This window comes from Rhizobium sp. BK275 (assembly GCF_014193555.1).
Classification (GTDB): domain Bacteria; phylum Pseudomonadota; class Alphaproteobacteria; order Rhizobiales; family Rhizobiaceae; genus Rhizobium.
Window position 1 is genome coordinate 262,744 of sequence record NZ_JACHZL010000002.1, and the last position, 17,110, is coordinate 279,853.

Sequence of the window (17,110 nt, forward strand, 5' to 3'; positions counted from 1 at the left end):
GTCTCCCTTCAGCGGTTCGCCGGCCAGAGCGCGGCGACCATTTCATTGAGGATTGCGCGTGCCGCTTCCCGCGGCTCCGGTGCCTTGACGATCGGGCGCGCGACGACGAGATGGGTGGACCCGGCCTTCAGTGCATCCTTAGGCGTCATGACCCGCTTCTGGTCGCCCTTTTCGGCGCCCGTCGGGCGGATGCCGGGTGTAACGATCGCCATATCAGGCCCGACGATCTCGCTAACAGCAGCGGATTCCTCGGCGGAGCAGACGATGCCGCCCATACCGGCGGCACGTGCCTGTTCGGCCCGGCGTGCCACAAGCGTCCTCGGATCGTATTGATAACCGGCCTCGACGAGGTCTTCGGCATCCATCGAGGTCAGCACGGTCACGCCGAGCAGGCAGAGGCCGGAGCCCTTCGCCGCCTCGACCGCGGCCTTCATCGCTTTCGGGTACGCGTGCAGCGTCAGCATCGACATGCCCATCTTGGCGATGTTTTCAACGCCGGATGCGACCGTGTTGTCGATGTCGAGCAGTTTCATGTCGAGGAAGATCTTCTTGCCGCTGGCGGCAAGGTCGCGAGCAAATTCCAGCCCGCCGGCAAAGACGAGCTGATAGCCGATCTTGTAGAAGAGAATGTCGTCGCCGAGCGTGGAAACCAATCTTTCCGCTTCGCCAATCGTTGGAACATCCAGTCCGACGATCAACCGCTCGCGTGCGTCCATCTCAAATCATCCCCGCCAGTCTTCGATGGGTGTCCAGTCGCATGATAAGCGGCGATCCGCAAGGCCGAAAGCATAGAGATTGCCACCGCCGCCCGGCTGATCTCCGTCGCGCGCTATCGGCGTGCCCATCAGATGGCACTTGAGCAGCGTTCCGACGCCGCCATGGCCGACGAAGGCGATCGGCGCATTCTGATCATGCGAGGCGAGGATCGCTTCGACCGCGGAGACGATGCGCGCCTGCGCATCGACGGCCCGTTCCCAGCCTCTGAAGCTTTCCTGCGGGTGCGCGAAGAACCAGTTGGCGGCCTCTTCGAACTTGTCCGGCGGCAGAAAGCCTGTAGCAGCGCGATCGTTCTCATGCATGCCATGCACGATCTCGATTTTCACGCCTGCAGCCACGGCAAGGATTTCCGCCGTTTCGATCGCCTTCGTCTCGTCGCTGGAGACGATGCGGGTCAGCCGCTTCGCCCAGTCGCTCGACGCAGCCTTGCGGGCACGTTCGGCGCCGATGTCGGAAAGACCCCATTTGGGAACGGGAACCTGCGGGTCGATCTTGACCTGAGGATGAGTGATATAAAGTCCAAACATTTATCCGCGCCGATAGATCCAGAGTTGGGCTGGAGGAATATTGCGCACGATGAAATCAAAATGATGAATGCTGTAGCGATCGGGATTGGCGACGATTGGCGACACCGCACCATAGGAGATCTGCACGAATGGCCGGCCGGCCGGCATGCGGTCGAGCAGGTTTTCGAGAAGCGAGATGCGCGCCTGCATCGGGAAGTTCAGGAGCGGTATGCATGAGATGGCGCAATCGAATCTCTGATCCCGAAGTGAGCCGAGCGTCCTGTCGAGATCGAAGGCATCGCCGTTGATGAAGGTCACGCCTGGATAGAGGCGAAGGAGATGCTGGTAAAAGTCTGTCGAATATTCGATGGCGACGAGCTTTTCCGGCTTCACGCCATGGGCAAGGATCGCCTTGGTGATGGCTCCGGTGCCAGGGCCGAGCTCAAGGACAGGCAGGTCCGAATGCGGATCTGCGACGCTTGCCATCTTGCGGGCGGTGATCGAGGACGTTGGAATGATGGAGCCGACAGTCTTCGGCCCCTGCATCATGCCCTTGAAGAAGCGGATCTCCTCGTCAAACTTCTTGCCGAGCCGTTCCTTGAGCCGCAATGCCATACCATCCTCCCATACCTGCCGTTCAACTTTCCCTTAATTGCAGGAGGGTGATGCAAAAACAAGGGGCCATGTCGCGATCAGAAAGGTTTCGACAATAAATGCGACGCGCGCTTAGACGCGCATCGGCATCAATACGTAGAGGGCGTCGTCACCTGCGGTGTCGCGCACGAGTGTCGGCGAACCGGCGTCTGCCAGCAGGAAGATCGCTTCGTCGCCGGAAAGCTGCGCAGTGATGTCGAGCAGATACTTGGCGTTGAAGCCGATTTCCATCGGATCCGTATCGTAGCCGACGGCGACTTCTTCCGTAGCACTACCGGAATCCGGATTGTTGACGGTGAGCAGCAGCTGGCCGTCGGAGAGCGCGAGCTTCACGGCGCGGCCGCGCTCGGAGGAAATGGTCGAGACGCGGTCGACAGCCTGGGCGAAGCTCGTGCAGTCGACGCGCATTTCCTTGTCGTTGTTGGTCGGGATGACGCGCTGATAGTCCGGGAAGGTGCCGTCGATCAGCTTCGAGGTCATGACGATGGAGCCGATGGTGATACGGATCTTGGCGTCGGAGACTTCGACGGTGACGATCGCATCCGGCACATCGACGAGCTTCTGCAATTCGCCGACCGTCTTGCGCGGAATGATGATGCCCGGCATGCCTTCCGAGCCGGAAGGCGCATCCACATCGGCGCGGGCCAGACGGTGGCCGTCGGTTGCGACGGCGCGCAGCTTCAGGTCGCCGCCGCTTTCGATCGTGTGGAAGAAGATGCCGTTCAGATAATAGCGGGTTTCTTCGGTGGAGATCGCAAACTGCGTGCGATCGATCAGCATCTTCAGGTCGCTTGCCTTCAGCTTGAAGGAGTGCGTGAAGGTACCGGCCGTCAGATCAGGGAAATCGGACTCCGGCAGGCACTGCAGCGAGAATTTCGAACGGCCCGACTGAACATTCATCGAGCTGCCGTCCTGCGTTGTCGCGAGCAGGACTTCCGCGCCATCGGAAAGCTTGCGCACGATGTCGTAAAGGAGATGGGCGGGAACCGTGGTGGCGCCGGCCTGCTCGACATTGGCAGGCGTCGCTTCGGTGATTTCCAGATCGAGGTCGGTCGCCTTCATGTCGAGGCTCTGGCCGTCAGCCTTCAAGAGCACGTTGGACAGGATCGGGATCGTGTTGCGGCGTTCGACCACGCGGTGGACGTGGTTCAGCGACTTCAAAAGGTTTGACCGCTCAATAGTAATACGCATGGGATGCTACCGCTTTCGACCTTTATTGTCCGGGCGCCTGCGAGCGCCGCGCACTGCTTTCCCCTTTGGGAGAGGGGAGTGGACGGGCAAAATGGCAGAACTTTGCCGGCGATTGCAAGAGGCATGGCTGTCCACAGGCCTGCAAATGCCGTTTTGCAGTGCAATGCTCACAGAAATTGCGGCCCCTTGTCGAAGTGACACCGCTCGCCCATAAAGGGAAGAGCCCGGCGGGACGAAAGCGAGTGACATGACGGAAGAGACGACAGCGGAAACCGGCGCCCGGCGCGGCTTTCGCCTGCACAATATTGCAGTACCGGCGCGCCCGCTCGAACCGGCTCTCTATCTCGTCGCCACACCGATCGGCAATCTCGGCGACATCACGCTGCGGGCGCTGGAAACGCTTGCCGGTGCCGATGTCCTGGCCTGCGAAGATACCCGCGTTACCCGCGTTCTGCTTGATCGTTACGGTATCCAGAACCGCCCCTTCGCCTATCATGAGCACAATGCCGATGAGGCAGGGCCGCGACTGCTACAGGCGCTCGAAGCCGGCAAGTCGGTGGCCCTTGTCTCCGATGCCGGCACGCCGCTCGTTTCCGACCCCGGCTATCGGCTGGCGCAGCAGGCGATCGAGATGGGCTACCGCGTTATCCCCATTCCCGGTGCTTCGGCGCCACTTGCCGCCCTCGTCGGTTCAGGCCTGCCGAACGATGCCTTTCTCTTTGCCGGCTTCCTGCCGACCAAGGACAAGGCGCGCCGCGATCGGTTCGCGGAATTTGTAGCCGCACCAGCCACATTGATTTTCTTTGAATCACCCCATCGCATTGGCGCGACGCTGCTGGCCGCTGCCGATGTGCTCGGCGCCGAACGCGAGGCGTCGGTCTGCCGCGAACTGACGAAGACCTATGAGGAATTCCGCCGAGGCACGCTTGCCGAACTCGCAGCTCACTATGAAGAACATGACAATGTGAAGGGCGAGATCGTGCTGGTGATCGGCCCGCCGAAAGAGCGGCCCGTCACCGAAGCCGACGTCGACGCGGTTCTCGCCGATCTCTCAAAAGACCTGCCGACCGCGAAGGCCGCAACCGAGGCTGCCCGCTTGACTGGCCTGCCGCGCAAGGTGCTCTACCAGAAGCTTCTCGACATGAAGGCGGCGGATGGCTGACGGCGAGGCGACGCTCCGCAGGAGAAAGGCGCTGCGCCGCGGTTGGGCGGCGGAATATATTGCCGCCATTTTCCTGATGCTGAAAGGCTATCGCATTCTCGCCCTGCGCTACAAGACGAAGCTCGGCGAGATCGATATTGTCGCCCGCAAGGGGGATCTGGCCATCTTTGTCGAGGTCAAGGCGCGCGCCGACGAAATGGGCGCGGTTGATGCCGTCTCCTATGCTTCGCAAAAGCGTATCCGGGCCGCAAGTGATCTCTGGCTTGCCCGTCAGCAGGACTATGCCCAGCTCTCACAGCGCTATGATATCGTTGCGATATTGCCGGGGAAGCTGCCCCGTCATTTCCCGGATGCTTTCTAGGGAGGCGCTAAATTCCGCGGGCGCCTAAAACTGGCGAACAAGCTTTCGTTAAAGTTTTAGCATCTGCTTGAACGGGCTTTTATGACTCTTTTGCTATCCACGACGCAGCTAGGGGTAGCAACTGGGGGTAATTCATGGCCTGGAAGATGATGCTTGCAACAGCCGCAGCGACGGCTGCGCGGTCGGTGCCTTATGCCGCGTTGAAGCCATCAGGCAAATCTTTCGTCGCGCAGGCAAGCGACCGCATGGTGCTGAAGCCGACGCCGATCAATCCGGATTGGATCATCAGCGGCAATCCGCAGGCGCGCACGGCGGAACACTCCCGCGGCCATGACGAAGCCTCGCTGACGGCGATCTGGGATTGCACATCAGGTGAATTCCGCTGGCGTTTCGGCTGGGACGAGACGGTGATGATCCTCGAAGGCGAGGTGCACGTCACCACCGAAGACGGCCTGGAGCGTACGCTGCAGGCGGGCGACGTCGCTTTCTTCGCCGGCGGCACCTGGGCGAACTGGCGGGTCGACAATTACGTCCGTAAGGTCGCCTTCCTGCGCAAGCCTTTCCCGAAGCCGCTCGCCATCGCCTACCGCCTGCGCAACCTCTTGCGCAACAGCGGCGGTACCGGCATCGCCGCCTGAAAATAGCGCCCGCGGAAACATCCGAAGCCATTGATTGCCGTTGCGTTTGATGCCTGACCGACCTACATCTGGGCGGCATCAGCTCAAGGGACGGAAATGGCCAAGATCAAGAACGTAGCGGTCCAGATGGACCATGTCTCCGGCATCAATATCGCGGGTGATTCCACTTTCGCCATGAGCCTCGAAGCGCAGGCGCGTGGCTACAATCTCTTCCACTACACACCCGAACGCCTGAGCTTCCGCGAAGGCAAGCTCTATGCTTCCGTCGAGCCGATGGTGCTGCGCGACGTCAAGGGTGATTACTATGAGCTCGGTGCGCCCGAACGCGTCGACCTCTCGACCATGGATGTCGTTCTGCTGCGCCAGGACCCGCCCTTCGACATGGCCTACATCACCGCGACGCATCTGCTTGAACGAATCCACCCGAAGACGCTCGTCGTCAACGATCCGGCCTGGGTGCGCAACTCGCCGGAAAAGATCTTCGTCACCGAATTTTCCGACCTGATGCCGAAGACGCTGATCACCAAGGATCCGGGCGAGATCCGTCGCTTCCGCGACGAGATGGGCGACATCATCCTGAAGCCGCTTTATGGCAATGGCGGCGCCGGCGTCTTCCATTCCACCAGGGATGACCGCAACCTGTCCTCACTGCTCGAAATGTTCGGCCAGCTCTTCCGCGAGCCCTTCATCGCCCAGCAATACCTGCCTGACGTGCGCAAGGGCGACAAGCGCATCATCCTCGTCGACGGCGAATTTGCCGGCGCCATCAATCGCGTCCCGGCCGAGCATGACAGCCGCTCCAACATGCATGTCGGCGGCCGCGCCGAGCCGACCGAACTGACGGCGCGTGAAAAGGAAATCTGCGAGCGCATCGGCCCCGCTTTGCGCGAACGCGGCTTCCTGCTCGTTGGCATCGACGTGATCGGCGACTATATGACCGAAATCAACGTGACCTCGCCGACCGGCATCCGCGAGGTGAAGAAGTTCGGCGGCGCCGATATCGCAAGCCTGTTATGGGATGCCATCGAGCGCAAGCGCGGCTAGAGCAACTCCAGCAAAACCGTGCGGCAGTTTTACGTCCGGAGTTGTATAGAAACAAAGGGATAGGGCATTTCCGCGATTCGACGACTAACGGAAATGCTCCAAGTGTTCCGCCTTTGATCGCCTTCGTTCCGGCTTTACAACCAATCGCAATCTGATTGCAGCGGGTAGCTGAATTCGTTCGCTCATCGTTCTTGTTTTATTCCAAATTCCATGCCAGATTGTGACCGCCTTCATAGGTCGGGGTGTAGAGGTTTCGGGGCAGGGCATGGTCGCACGCGTCAGCACGGTTGCGTTTCAGGGCATTGAAGGTGTGCCGGTCGAGGTCCAGGTGATGGTCGCTCCCGGCAAGATGGGAATCCAGATCGTCGGCCTGCCGGACAAGGCGGTTGCGGAAAGCCGCGAGCGGGTGCAGGCGGCCTTGCATGCCTCCGGCCTGGCGCTGCCGGCAAAACGCGTGACGGTCAATCTTGCGCCAGCCGATCTTCCCAAAGAGGGCAGCCATTTCGATTTGCCTATCGCCCTCGGCCTGATGGCTGCACTCGGTGCCATTCCGGCGGATGCTTTGTCCGACTATGTCGTCGTCGGTGAACTCAACCTTGACGGCACGATCGCCGCGATCGCCGGTGCGCTGCCGGCTGCAATCGGCGCCAATGCAAGCGGAAAGGGGCTGATCTGCCCGGCTGAAAGCGGCTCTGAGGCCGCGTGGGCGGGTTCCGGGGTCGACATTCTGGCGCCGCGCAGCCTGATCGCACTCGCCAATCACTTCCGCGGCACGCAGATACTCTCACGCCCGGAGCCATCCATTCGCCCCAATGCTGCCAACCTTCCCGATCTCGCCGAGATCAAGGGGCAGGAAAGCGCCAAGCGGGCGCTGGAAGTGGCGGCCGCCGGCGGCCACAATCTGTTGATGGTTGGACCGCCCGGCTCCGGCAAGTCGATGCTGGCGTCGAGGCTGCCCTCCATCCTGCCGCCGCTTTCGGCTGCGGAATTGCTGGAAGTCTCGATGATCCATTCCATCGCCGGCCAGCTTTCCGGCGGCAAGCTCTCGGATCGCAGGCCGTTTCGCACGCCGCATCATTCGGCGACCATGGCGGCCCTCATCGGCGGCGGCTTGCGCGCCCGGCCGGGCGAGGCTTCGCTTGCCCATCACGGCGTGCTTTTCCTCGACGAGTTTCCGGAATTTACGCCGCAGGCGCTCGATGCCCTGCGTCAGCCTCTGGAAAGCGGCGAATGCGTCATCGCACGCGCCAATCACCGGGTCTCCTATCCGGCGCGGATTCAGCTCATTGCGGCCATGAATCCCTGCCGTTGCGGCATGGCGGGCGAGCCAGGCCACACTTGCGCCCGAGGGCCGCGCTGCATGACGGATTATCAGGCCCGCATTTCCGGCCCGCTGATGGACCGCATCGATATCCGTATCGACGTGCCGGCCGTTTCCGCCGCCGACCTCATCCGGCCGACGGTGGCCGAAGCGAGTGCCGATGTCGCCCGGCGCGTTGCCCGCGCCCGTGACATCCAACGCGAACGCTATGCCGCTGCAGGTGCTACCGGTATTTCCACCAATGCCGGCTGCTCGACCTCGATGATCGAGAAATTCGCCGAGCCGGATGCGGCGGGATTGCAGTTGCTGCGTGATGCCGCCGACAAGATGAAGTTTTCGGCGCGCGGCTATCACCGGGTGTTGAAGGTCGCCCGCACGCTTGCCGATCTCGACGGCAAGGAAACCGTGGGCCGGATCCATCTTGCGGAAGCGATTTCTTACCGCGTTGCCGGCGCGCGGTTGACGGCGGCGGCATGAGGATAGAAGCGAATAGGGAGTGGCGAATAGCGAATAGTGAATAGTCAAACGGCTTGCCCGACACCGAACGAGCCTCCATCCTATTCGCTATTCGCTATTCGCTATTCGCTATTCGCTATTCGCTATTCGCTATTCGCTATTCGCTATTCGCTACTTAACTCCCCAGCCCTTCAAACAACGCCGTCGAAAGATAGCGCTCGGCAAAGGATGGGATGATGACGACGATGTTCTTGCCGGCATTTTCCGGACGTCGGCCGACCTCGATTGCGGCCGCGAGTGCTGCACCCGAGGAAATGCCGACCGGCACGCCTTCGAGCCTGGCGACGAGCCGCGCCTGCTGGAAGGCCTCGTCATTGCTGACCGTCACGACCTCATCATAGATGCTGGTATCGAGGATCTTCGGCGCGAAGCCGGCGCCGATGCCCTGGATCTTGTGCGGACCAGGCGTGCCGCCTGACAGTACCGGCGAGTCGGTTGGTTCGACGGCCACGACCCGGATATCCGGCTTGCGGCTCTTCAGCACCTGGCCGACGCCAGTGATCGTGCCGCCGGTGCCGATGCCGGCAACGAAAATATCGACCTTGCCGTCCGTATCGTTCCAGATCTCCTCGGCTGTCGTCTTGCGGTGGATTTCCGGATTGGCCGGGTTTTCGAACTGCTGCGGGATGACGGCATCGGGCAGCGAAGCGGCGAGTTCTTCGGCCTTGGCGATCGCCCCCTTCATGCCTTTTGACCCCTCGGTCAGCACCAGTTCGGCGCCGAGCAGCGCCAGCATCTTGCGGCGCTCGACCGACATGGTTTCCGGCATGGTGAGGATCAGCCGGTAGCCTTTGGCCGCGGCGGCGAAGGCAAGCGCGATACCGGTATTGCCCGAAGTCGGCTCGATCAGCACGGTCTTGCCGGGAGAAATCTTGCCCTGCGTTTCCAGGCTCTCGATCATCGCGACGCCGATGCGGTCCTTCACCGATGCGATCGGATTGAAGAACTCCAGCTTGGCGAGGATATTGGCAACCACGCCTTTTTCCTTGGCGAGCTTGTCGAGGCGAACAAGCGGTGTGTCGCCGATTGTATCGGTGATGGAGGAATAGATGCGGCCGCGGCCCGGTTTGTGCGACATGGGTGCTCTCCCTTTGAAATCCATTCTGAAATCTGCGGAGAGAATAGGGTCAAACTGGCGATGAGACCAGAGTGGCGTCATCCGCCGCTCGCTTAAGCCGGAGAAAAAATCCTTTGAAAACCGTCCGTTGCCGAATGTTTATTTCAGGCTGCACGAGTGGCGATGAAGGCTGCCGTACCCGCCAGGATGCTGGCGGCGACGCGGTTCAGCGCCTGCAGCGCGCGCGGCCGCTTCAGCATCGTGCGGGCTCGCGATGCCAGCATCATGTAGGGAATGAGCACGATCATCAGAACCACGAAAGTGACGGCAAGCAGCATCAGATAGTCGCGCATGCCGATGCTGTTGAGATCGATCAGCGTCGGCACCAGCGCCACGTAGAAGAGCATGGTCTTCGGATTTCCGAGCGTCACCAGCAGGCCGGACAGGAAGGACATGCCGGCACTGCTGGATTTCTTCGCGGCAATATCCTGCGGCAGCAAGCCGGCAGTCCAGAGCTTCCAGGCGATGTACCCGAGATAGAGCGCGCCGGCGATCTTGATGACGAGGAAGATTTCGGTGAAGGTCTGCGCCACGAAGGCAAGGCCGAGGATGACAGCGGTGAGATAGGTCATGTCACCGAGCACAAGGCCGAGCCCCATGAAGAAGGTCTCGCGGAAATTCGAGCCGAGCGCACGGGCGACGATCGCCGTGATCCCCGGGCCGGGAATGGCGGCGGCGATAAATAGGGCGCCGGCATAGGCGATCAGGACGGTAAGGCTCATCTTCGGATCCAAGAGGTTGTGTCATCTTCCTATAAGCGCGCCAGGCGGGCTTCATCAATCGCCTGGCGCTGATCCGTCCATAACCATAAAGAATAGGTCCGTTGAACCTTGATCTACTTGGAAAGCAATGCGGCCTTGCTATCTTCCCCTTGCAAGCGGCCGCAGACATGGCCCGCCGCGGCTTCCCTCAAGCCATCGATGCAGAAAGTTTTCATCACCAAGGAGAGAATGCATGTCGCCGACCTCAGCCGAAGCCCGCAGACGTTTGCCGCTCAAGACCCCTTCCGACCTGCCGACCAACGCGATCACCGATATCTCGGCCGCACTGACCGCACTGCTCGCCGATGTCTTCACGCTCTATGTCAAGACCAAAAACTTCCACTGGCATATGTCCGGTCCGCACTTCCGCGATTACCATCTGCTGCTCGACGAGCAGGCAGAGCAGATCTTCGACATGACCGATGAAGTTGCAGAGCGTGCCCGCAAGATCGGCGGCACGACGTTGCGCTCGATCGGTCAGATCGCCCGCCAACAGCGCATTCCGGACAATGATGCGGATTATGTCACACCTGAGGACATGCTCTCGGAACTTCGCGAAGACAATCTTCATCTCGTCTCCATCCTGCGCGGAGTGCATGAAGTCTGCGACGAATATAATGACGTTGCGACCGCCAGCCTGATTGAGAACTGGATCGACCAGAGCGAACGCCGCGTCTGGTTCCTGTTCGAAACGACCCGCCAGGCGAAGTAGCGGCCTAGCTTCTGGTCGCCGGCAGGTGAAAGAGCCTGCCGGGTGACCATCCGAGATTCATGCCGGCGGCAGCGAGCAGAATGACCGCCGCCCCGGCGATCTGCATCGGCTGCAATGCATGGCCGAAGGCGAAGCGGTCGACCAGGATGGCGGCGACCGGATAGATGAAGGACAGAGCGCCCGTCAGATGCGTCGGAAGCTTCTGGATTGCGCCATAAAGCAACACGTACATGAGACCGGTGTGGATGACGCCGACGGTGATCAGGATCAGCCATGATCCCGCATCGACTGGCAGGTTCGTAAAATCGGTCATCGGCGCCAGCATGACGATGCCGGTGGAAACCTGGATCAGTGCGATCAGGTGCGGCGGTGTACCTCGCAGCCATTTGGCGGCAAGTGCGGCCAGCGCATAAAAGAAAGCAGCACCCAGCGCCATCAGGATACCGAGACCATAGCTGCCGGAGACGGCGTCGGCTTGCGGCTTCGCCTCGACGATAGCAGCCATGCCTGCGAAGGAAAGCCCAAGCCAGAAGAGCTTGGTGCCTGTGATTTTCTCGCCAAGAAAGAGCGCGCCGAGCGCGAGCAGCATGAAGGGCTGGGTGTTGTAGACCGTCGTCGCGATCGAGATCGAGGCGTGCGAATAGGAGGCGAACAGCAGCAGCCAGTTGGAAACGATGGCGATGCCGCCGAAGATGGCGATGCCGAGCGAGCGCAGGCTGATAACGCCAGGCCTCAGCAAGCCAAGGGCGGTGCAGATGACAAGCAGGGTCAGGGCGCCGAAAAAGCAGCGCCAGAAGACGACGCCGCTGACGGGTTGGCCGGACATGACGACGAACCAGCCGATCGTTCCCGAGATCAGCATCGCCGCCGTCATCTCCGCTGTGCCTCTTCTAATATCGCCTTGCATCGCCATCTCCATTCGTTAGCGTGAAATTGTATTGCGGCATCGCAGCATTTTCTATAAGATAAGAAAGGGAAAGGCTGGATAAACCTAATCTTGTTAGGAGTTTTTGCCATGTTGGCTAACGAGATACAGGCAGTCGACGATATTGACCGCGCAATGATAGAGGCGCTGGCGGGAAATTCGCGTATTTCCCTAAAAGAGCTCGCTCAGGCTGTAGGACTTTCTTCGCCGAGCGCCGCGGAGCGTCTGCGGCGACTCGAAGATCGTGGGGTCGTGACGCTTTTCACCATCGATCTCGATCCGGCAGCGATTGGCTATCCCCTTCAAGCCATTGTGCGGGTGCGCCCCCTGCCAGGCCAGCTCCACATCGTCGAGCGCATCATCCAGGACACGCCCGAATTCATTGAATGCGACAAGGTCACGGGAGACGATTGTTTCATTGCCCGCCTCGTCGTCCGCTCTATGGGGGAGCTCGACAGCATTCTCGACAAGGTGGCCGAGCGGGCGGAAACCAATACGTCGATGATCAAGTCTTCGCCGGTCAAGCGCCGGCTTCCACCGCTGATACGGAAAAAATAGCCTCAGAAATCTGCCATTGGCGAGAGCATTGCTGGGTGATCGAGGCTGACTTCTTCCATCCCGCGCAGCATCAGCCGCGTTCCACCTTCGTAAGGCAATGCCTTGCCGGACCAGCCGAGCCTGTCCGGATGAAAGAGCGTCTCGACGGTCGTTGCCTCTATGCCGAGACCGGCAAGGATTGCGGCAAGCGGAGGCATTTCTGTCGCAATCACATCGAGAAGAACGAAGTGACCGGCTGCAGGCATCTTCCAGGCGATGGCGGCCTTGCCCTCTTCCAGATAGCTGAGGCGGATAGTGGGATCGAACTGCGTGTTGATGAGGAACATCGCCGGGCTGCTGGCGACGGCGAGCGTCTCCGAAATCGGCTTGCGGTTCGCCAGCAAGTCCTGAAGCAGAGAAAGATCACCGGCATCGCGCGGCTGCAGCGGTCGCGATGCTGCGGAGCCTGCAGGGGCTGGTGCAGGGCCGGCATATTTATGAAGCGGCAGCGAACGGAAACCGTAGGGCGCGTAGAGATCAGGCTTGTCCGTATAGAGGATGACCGCTTCGAAGCCCTGCGCCTCGCACCAGCCGAGAGCCTTGTGCGTCACATCGCGGTATAGGCCGCGGCCACGCCACGGCGGACGGACCGCGCCGGATTGAAGTCCGGCCGCGTTGACCAGCCTGCCGTTGAGGACGAAAGGCATGGCAAAAGCCGAGAGATTGGCGGCAAGCACACCTCCCTCGGTAAACCAGCCGAAGGGCATGCTGGTCGGATCCGCGCCGCCGAGCTCGCGCAGCGGATCGATATCGATGCCGAACGTATCGTCGAGGAGGGAGACGAGAGCGGCCCAGCCTGCCGGATCGCTGAAATAGTCCTGTCGGAATCTGAGACCGGTCGTCTCAGTGGCGGTCATACGCCGGTCGAGCCGAAGCCGCCGGCGCCGCGCGCGGTTTCGGTCGTCTCGAAGACTTCGGCGATGCGAGCCTGGATGAATGGCGCAATCACCATCTGCGCGATGCGCATGCCGCGTGTGACGGTGAAATCCTCCTCGCCGTGATTGACGAGGATGACCTTCACCTCGCCGCGATAATCGCTGTCGACCGTGCCGGGTGCATTGAGGCAGGTGACGCCGTTCTTGGCCGCGAGGCCGGAACGCGGGCGAACTTGCCCCTCGAAACCTTCTGGGATTTCGAAAACGAAGCCGGTCGGAACGAGCGCGAGTTTGCCGGGCGCCAGCAGCAGCGGTTTGTCCGCGTCGATCGCCGCGCGCAGGTCCATGCCGGCTGCACCGCGCGTTTCATAGGCGGGCAGATCGAGGCCCTGGCCGTTCGGCAAACGGATCAGATTGAGGGTCGGGCAAGTATCGGTGTGAAGGGTCATGCGGCATTACTTCGCGCCTCGGGTCGCAAGGTCAATTGCAATGGCGCGCTTTAATCGCTAGATACGCGGCAATTCCACAGGATTCACATCATGGCCGAAAGTCTCGCCGAGGCGGTCTCCCGCCGCCGCACATTCGCTATTATCGCTCACCCGGACGCGGGCAAGACGACGCTCACCGAAAAGCTGCTGCTGTTCGGCGGCGCCATCCAGCTTGCCGGTGAAGTGAAGGCGAAGAAGGACCGCATGCAGACCCGCTCGGACTGGATGAAGATCGAGCGCGAACGCGGAATCTCGGTCGTCACCTCGGTCATGACCTTCGAGTATGAAGGCAATGTCTTCAACATTCTCGATACGCCCGGTCACGAAGACTTCGCCGACGATACCTACCGCACGCTGACGGCAGTGGATGCCGCGGTCATGGTCATCGACGCCGCAAAAGGTATCGAGCCGCGCACGCTGAAGCTCTTCGAAGTCTGCCGCATGCGCGACATTCCGATCATCACCTTCATCAACAAGATGGACCGCGAAAGCCGCGATCCCTTCGAAATCCTGGACGAGGTCGAGGAGAAGCTGGCGCTGGACACGGCCCCTGTCACCTGGCCGATCGGCCGCTCCAAGACCTTCTGCGGCTCCTATCATCTCAAGGAAAACACGGTGCGCGGCTCCGATACGGAGGTCGAGGTCACCGCCGTCAACGGTCCGCAGAGCGTCGCCGGCCGGCTGCCGGAAAACGAGCGCGATGCCTTCATCGAAGAAGTCGAGCTGGCGATCGAAGCCTGCCGTCCCTTCGACCGGGAAGCCTTCCTCGAAGGCCATATGACGCCGGTCTTCTTCGGTTCGGCGCTGCGCAATTTCGGTGTGCGCGATCTCATTAACGCGCTCGGCGAGTTCGCGCCGCCGCCGCGCGACCAGACGGCCGATATCCGCACTGTGCATGCCGCCGAAGACAAGATGACGGCCTTCGTCTTCAAGATCCAGGCGAACATGGATCCCAATCATCGCGACCGCATCGCCTTTGCCCGCATCTGCTCGGGCAAGCTGGAGCGCGGCATGAAGGCGCGCCTTGCGCGCACCGGCAAACAGCTTGGCCTCACCGCGCCGCAGTTCTTCTTCGCCTCACAGCGCCAATTGGCCGATACGGCCTTTGCCGGTGACGTGGTCGGCATCCCGAACCACGGCACGCTGCGTATCGGAGATACGCTGACGGAAGGCGAGAGCCTGGTCTTCCAGGGCGTGCCGAACTTCTCGCCGGAAATCCTGCGCCGCGTCCGTCTGGAAGACGCCATGAAGGCCAAGAAGCTGAAGGAAGCCCTGCAGCAGATGGCTGAAGAAGGCGTGGTCCAGCTCTTCCAGCCAGAGGATGGTTCGCCCGCCATCGTCGGCGTCGTCGGCGCCCTGCAGCTCGACGTGCTGAAGGAACGCCTGATGGCCGAATACGGCCTGCCGGTCTCCTTCGAAATGTCGCGCTTCTCCGTCTGCCGCTGGATCTCGTCCGACCAGCCCGCCGACCTCGACAAGTTCCTGACCGTCAAGCGCGGCGATATCGCCCGCGATCTGGATGGCGACCCGGTCTTTCTGGCGCAGGATGGTTTCTCGCTGCGTTACGAGGCGGAGCGCTATCCGGCGATCAAGATGGTGGCAATCAAGGAATATCACGCGGCCAAGGCCGCCTGATCACCCCGCCAGCCGCTCGGCGAGGAACTCGACGACCGCCCGCACGGACGGCAATTGTCCGCGCCGATGCGGCATGAGGATCGTCGTGCTGATGCTGCCCGCCGTCCAGCCGGGCAGAAGGCGCACCAGCCGGCCGTCACGCAACGCGTCATGGCAGACGGAAGTGGGCAGAATGGTAATGCCCATGCTGGCGAGGGCCGCTTTCAGCAGCACCATCGGTTCGTCCGCCGCCATGACGGGCTGAGGCGCTATGACGATCTCAGCCCCATCATCAGAAATAAGACGCCATTGCGCCTCGGAGAGACTTGGCATGATCGCTCTGTGATCGGCGATATCCCCGGGTCGCTCTGGCCTTCCATACTCCGCTATATAGTCCGGCGAAGCGACGAGCAGGAACGGGTGGACTGCGACCCGACGCTGTACGAGTGCGGAATCTCCGAGCGGAAAACGGTGACTGCGCAGCGCAATATCGAAGCCTTCCTGGACGATATCGACGAAGCGGTCGGTCACATGCAATGACACTTTCAACTTTGGATAGCGCGCTGTCAGCTCGGCCAGATGCTCGGCGAGCATGAACTGCGTCGTCGGCACGGCGGCCGTCAGCCTCACAGTGCCGCTTGGCTCTCCCAGACGACTGCGCACGATGCTCTCGGCTATTTCCGCTTCGATGATCGAGGCCTGCGCATGCTCGAAGAAGTCCTTGCCGATATCCGTCAGCGCAAAGCTGCGTGAGGTGCGCTGGATCAGGCGCACGCCGAGCCTGTCCTCCAGTTCTGCGACGCGTTTGCTGATGGTCGATTTCGGAACGCCGAGATGACGTCCTGCAGCCGTGAAGCTGCCGCTTTCCACCGCCTGCACGAAGAGATGAAGATCGTTGAGATTGAAGGCGGTGGCCATGTTATCTTCCAGTTTTATAGACTTTAAGGTGCATTATTGCCATCTGATACTTTATCGTCCACGAAATCATATTGGCCGGGTCAACAATTCCTGATGAAAGAGGACCCGATAATGTCACTCATATTGTTCTATGGCGTGCCGGAAGGCTGCTCCTTCGGTTCCATCGTCGCGCTGGAATGGTCCGGCCTGCCGTACCGTCTCTGCCGCGTGCCGATGCCCGAAGTCGTCTCTGGCGCTGAATACGGCCGCATCAATACCGTCGGCGAAACGCCGTCACTGCTGTTGCCGGACGACCGCCTGCTGAGCGAGAGCATGGCGATCCTCAACTACATCGGCGCGCACTCGATCGATAAAGGACTCGGCTTTGCCCAGGGCACGGTAGAGTTCGACCAGCTGAACCAGATGCTCGCTTATCTGAATACCAGCTTCTTCAACGCCTTCAGCCCGCTCTGGCACACGGTCGAACACGAATTGGAGCCTGCCGAGAAGGAGGTCCTCGTTGCTTACGGTATGGCGAGGGTCGAGAAGGTTCATCGCACGCTGGAACGTCTACTCGCCGGCCGGAAATGGCTGCTCGGCGGCGGGCCGGGCATTGCCGATGCCTATTTCACCGGCATCGCGCGCTGGAACGACTTCCATGAGGTCGTCGACCGCAGCCGGTTTCCGGCAGTGAACGATCTCTATCAGCGTATGCAGCAGGAACCGGCCGTTCGTTTCGCTCATGCGATCGAGCATCAGGAAAAGGCCGAAAGTACCGGCAACTTCCTGGGCGAGGTCGACCTCGAAGAGGCCCTTGGTCTGTTGCGCCGGGCTGCCTGATCGTCCCTTGCTGCCCTGTCCCGGCAGGGCGGCATTCTCTCACGCGGCTGCGATGATTTCGATTTCCACCAGCCAGTCATTTCGAAGCGGGGCCAGCAAGGATTCCTCCACTTC

At 61.1% G+C, this 17,110-nt stretch carries 19 protein-coding genes; 9 read left to right on the forward strand and 10 right to left on the reverse strand.

The genetic code is table 11. From position 1 onward, the window contains the following. Positions 1-8: 8 nt before the first annotated feature. The 4 genes from pyrF to dnaN all read right to left on the reverse strand — a co-directional run bounded on the left by pyrF (position 9) and on the right by dnaN (position 3,128). Positions 9-716, reverse strand: a complete 708-nt coding sequence (pyrF, locus tag FHT82_RS07185; protein WP_183727798.1) for an orotidine-5'-phosphate decarboxylase — start codon at positions 714-716, stop codon at positions 9-11. A gap of 6 nt (positions 717-722) precedes the next feature. Beyond that, a complete protein-coding gene (locus FHT82_RS07190) occupies positions 723-1,304 on the reverse strand; it encodes a histidine phosphatase family protein (RefSeq protein ID WP_183727800.1) in 582 nt (193 codons plus the stop codon). Continuing rightward, positions 1,305-1,898: a phospholipid N-methyltransferase PmtA gene (gene pmtA / locus FHT82_RS07195; protein ID WP_183727802.1), complete on the reverse strand. Its 594-nt coding sequence runs from the start codon at positions 1,896-1,898 to the stop codon at positions 1,305-1,307. 111 nt (positions 1,899-2,009) lie between these two features. Next, positions 2,010-3,128 carry a DNA polymerase III subunit beta gene (gene dnaN, locus FHT82_RS07200; RefSeq protein WP_183727804.1) on the reverse strand — a complete coding sequence of 373 codons (1,119 nt, stop codon included), beginning with the start codon at positions 3,126-3,128 and terminating at the stop codon, positions 2,010-2,012. Positions 3,129-3,375: 247 nt separating this feature from the next. On the opposite strand from dnaN, the gene rsmI reads away from it, so the two are divergent. The 5 genes from rsmI (at position 3,376) to FHT82_RS07225 (ending at position 8,131) form a co-directional block, all read left to right on the forward strand. After that, entirely contained in the window at positions 3,376-4,290 is a 915-nt protein-coding gene (rsmI, locus tag FHT82_RS07205; RefSeq protein WP_183727806.1) for a 16S rRNA (cytidine(1402)-2'-O)-methyltransferase, read from the forward strand. Next, on the forward strand, positions 4,283-4,651 hold the full coding sequence (locus FHT82_RS07210) for a YraN family protein (protein WP_183727808.1): 369 nt from the start codon (positions 4,283-4,285) through the stop codon (positions 4,649-4,651). Before rsmI ends, FHT82_RS07210 begins: the two co-directional genes overlap by 8 nt. Positions 4,652-4,785: 134 nt before the next feature. Further along, positions 4,786-5,289 carry a cupin domain-containing protein gene (locus FHT82_RS07215; protein WP_183727810.1) on the forward strand — a complete coding sequence of 168 codons (504 nt, stop codon included), beginning with the start codon at positions 4,786-4,788 and terminating at the stop codon, positions 5,287-5,289. A gap of 96 nt (positions 5,290-5,385) precedes the next feature. Beyond that, positions 5,386-6,333: a glutathione synthase gene (gene gshB, locus FHT82_RS07220; protein WP_183727812.1), complete on the forward strand. Its 948-nt coding sequence runs from the start codon at positions 5,386-5,388 to the stop codon at positions 6,331-6,333. A gap of 265 nt (positions 6,334-6,598) precedes the next feature. Then, a complete protein-coding gene (locus FHT82_RS07225; protein ID WP_183727814.1) occupies positions 6,599-8,131 on the forward strand; it encodes a YifB family Mg chelatase-like AAA ATPase in 1,533 nt (510 codons plus the stop codon). A gap of 154 nt (positions 8,132-8,285) precedes the next feature. Here the strand turns inward: FHT82_RS07225 and cysK are convergent, their stop codons facing one another. Together cysK and FHT82_RS07235 are read right to left on the reverse strand one after the other, a co-directional pair. Continuing rightward, positions 8,286-9,248, reverse strand: a complete 963-nt coding sequence (gene cysK, locus FHT82_RS07230; RefSeq protein WP_183727816.1) for a cysteine synthase A — start codon at positions 9,246-9,248, stop codon at positions 8,286-8,288. Positions 9,249-9,391: 143 nt separating this feature from the next. After that, entirely contained in the window at positions 9,392-10,009 is a 618-nt protein-coding gene (locus FHT82_RS07235; protein WP_183727817.1) for a LysE family translocator, read from the reverse strand. Positions 10,010-10,241: 232 nt separating this feature from the next. Between FHT82_RS07235 and FHT82_RS07240 the strand changes: the two genes are divergently transcribed. Further along, on the forward strand, positions 10,242-10,760 hold the full coding sequence (locus tag FHT82_RS07240) for a DNA starvation/stationary phase protection protein (RefSeq protein WP_183727819.1): 519 nt from the start codon (positions 10,242-10,244) through the stop codon (positions 10,758-10,760). 4 nt (positions 10,761-10,764) lie between these two features. On the opposite strand, the gene FHT82_RS07245 is transcribed toward FHT82_RS07240, so the two are convergent. Then, positions 10,765-11,667 carry a DMT family transporter gene (locus FHT82_RS07245; protein WP_183727821.1) on the reverse strand — a complete coding sequence of 301 codons (903 nt, stop codon included), beginning with the start codon at positions 11,665-11,667 and terminating at the stop codon, positions 10,765-10,767. Between the two features lie 111 nt (positions 11,668-11,778). On the opposite strand from FHT82_RS07245, the gene FHT82_RS07250 reads away from it, so the two are divergent. Then, positions 11,779-12,243, forward strand: a complete 465-nt coding sequence (locus tag FHT82_RS07250; protein WP_183729182.1) for an Lrp/AsnC family transcriptional regulator — start codon at positions 11,779-11,781, stop codon at positions 12,241-12,243. A gap of 2 nt (positions 12,244-12,245) precedes the next feature. Here FHT82_RS07250 and FHT82_RS07255 read toward each other — a convergent pair whose 3' ends face one another. Together FHT82_RS07255 and dut are read right to left on the reverse strand one after the other, a co-directional pair. Continuing rightward, the gene (locus tag FHT82_RS07255; RefSeq protein WP_183727823.1) at positions 12,246-13,139 is read right to left on the reverse strand and encodes a GNAT family N-acetyltransferase; all 894 of its coding nucleotides are present in this window, start codon (positions 13,137-13,139) and stop codon (positions 12,246-12,248) included. Further along, complete coding sequence (gene dut / locus FHT82_RS07260; protein ID WP_183727825.1) at positions 13,136-13,606, reverse strand: dUTP diphosphatase; 471 nt, start codon at positions 13,604-13,606, stop codon at positions 13,136-13,138. Before dut ends, FHT82_RS07255 begins: the two co-directional genes overlap by 4 nt. A 90-nt stretch (positions 13,607-13,696) precedes the next feature. On the opposite strand from dut, the gene FHT82_RS07265 reads away from it, so the two are divergent. Next, positions 13,697-15,280, forward strand: a complete 1,584-nt coding sequence (locus FHT82_RS07265; RefSeq protein WP_183727827.1) for a peptide chain release factor 3 — start codon at positions 13,697-13,699, stop codon at positions 15,278-15,280. On the opposite strand, the gene FHT82_RS07270 is transcribed toward FHT82_RS07265, so the two are convergent. After that, the gene (locus FHT82_RS07270; protein WP_183727829.1) at positions 15,281-16,177 is read right to left on the reverse strand and encodes a LysR substrate-binding domain-containing protein; all 897 of its coding nucleotides are present in this window, start codon (positions 16,175-16,177) and stop codon (positions 15,281-15,283) included. Between the two features lie 111 nt (positions 16,178-16,288). Here FHT82_RS07270 and FHT82_RS07275 point away from each other — a divergent pair, with 111 nt between their 5' ends. Continuing rightward, the gene (locus FHT82_RS07275) at positions 16,289-16,996 is read left to right on the forward strand and encodes a glutathione S-transferase family protein (protein ID WP_183727831.1); all 708 of its coding nucleotides are present in this window, start codon (positions 16,289-16,291) and stop codon (positions 16,994-16,996) included. Positions 16,997-17,110 lie beyond the last annotated feature (114 nt).

Coding starts and splice junctions, on each gene's coding strand:
- pyrF (WP_183727798.1), bottom strand. CDS start 716: ATGGACGCACGCGAGCGGTTGATCGTCGGACTGGATGTTCCAACGATT.
- FHT82_RS07190 (WP_183727800.1), bottom strand. CDS start 1,304: ATGTTTGGACTTTATATCACTCATCCTCAGGTCAAGATCGACCCGCAG.
- pmtA (WP_183727802.1), bottom strand. CDS start 1,898: ATGGCATTGCGGCTCAAGGAACGGCTCGGCAAGAAGTTTGACGAGGAG.
- dnaN (WP_183727804.1), bottom strand. CDS start 3,128: ATGCGTATTACTATTGAGCGGTCAAACCTTTTGAAGTCGCTGAACCAC.
- rsmI (WP_183727806.1), top strand. CDS start 3,376: ATGACGGAAGAGACGACAGCGGAAACCGGCGCCCGGCGCGGCTTTCGC.
- FHT82_RS07210 (WP_183727808.1), top strand. CDS start 4,283: ATGGCTGACGGCGAGGCGACGCTCCGCAGGAGAAAGGCGCTGCGCCGC.
- FHT82_RS07215 (WP_183727810.1), top strand. CDS start 4,786: ATGGCCTGGAAGATGATGCTTGCAACAGCCGCAGCGACGGCTGCGCGG.
- gshB (WP_183727812.1), top strand. CDS start 5,386: ATGGCCAAGATCAAGAACGTAGCGGTCCAGATGGACCATGTCTCCGGC.
- FHT82_RS07225 (WP_183727814.1), top strand. CDS start 6,599: ATGGTCGCACGCGTCAGCACGGTTGCGTTTCAGGGCATTGAAGGTGTG.
- cysK (WP_183727816.1), bottom strand. CDS start 9,248: ATGTCGCACAAACCGGGCCGCGGCCGCATCTATTCCTCCATCACCGAT.
- FHT82_RS07235 (WP_183727817.1), bottom strand. CDS start 10,009: ATGAGCCTTACCGTCCTGATCGCCTATGCCGGCGCCCTATTTATCGCC.
- FHT82_RS07240 (WP_183727819.1), top strand. CDS start 10,242: ATGTCGCCGACCTCAGCCGAAGCCCGCAGACGTTTGCCGCTCAAGACC.
- FHT82_RS07245 (WP_183727821.1), bottom strand. CDS start 11,667: ATGCAAGGCGATATTAGAAGAGGCACAGCGGAGATGACGGCGGCGATG.
- FHT82_RS07255 (WP_183727823.1), bottom strand. CDS start 13,139: ATGACCGCCACTGAGACGACCGGTCTCAGATTCCGACAGGACTATTTC.
- dut (WP_183727825.1), bottom strand. CDS start 13,606: ATGACCCTTCACACCGATACTTGCCCGACCCTCAATCTGATCCGTTTG.
- FHT82_RS07265 (WP_183727827.1), top strand. CDS start 13,697: ATGGCCGAAAGTCTCGCCGAGGCGGTCTCCCGCCGCCGCACATTCGCT.
- FHT82_RS07270 (WP_183727829.1), bottom strand. CDS start 16,177: ATGGCCACCGCCTTCAATCTCAACGATCTTCATCTCTTCGTGCAGGCG.
- FHT82_RS07275 (WP_183727831.1), top strand. CDS start 16,289: ATGTCACTCATATTGTTCTATGGCGTGCCGGAAGGCTGCTCCTTCGGT.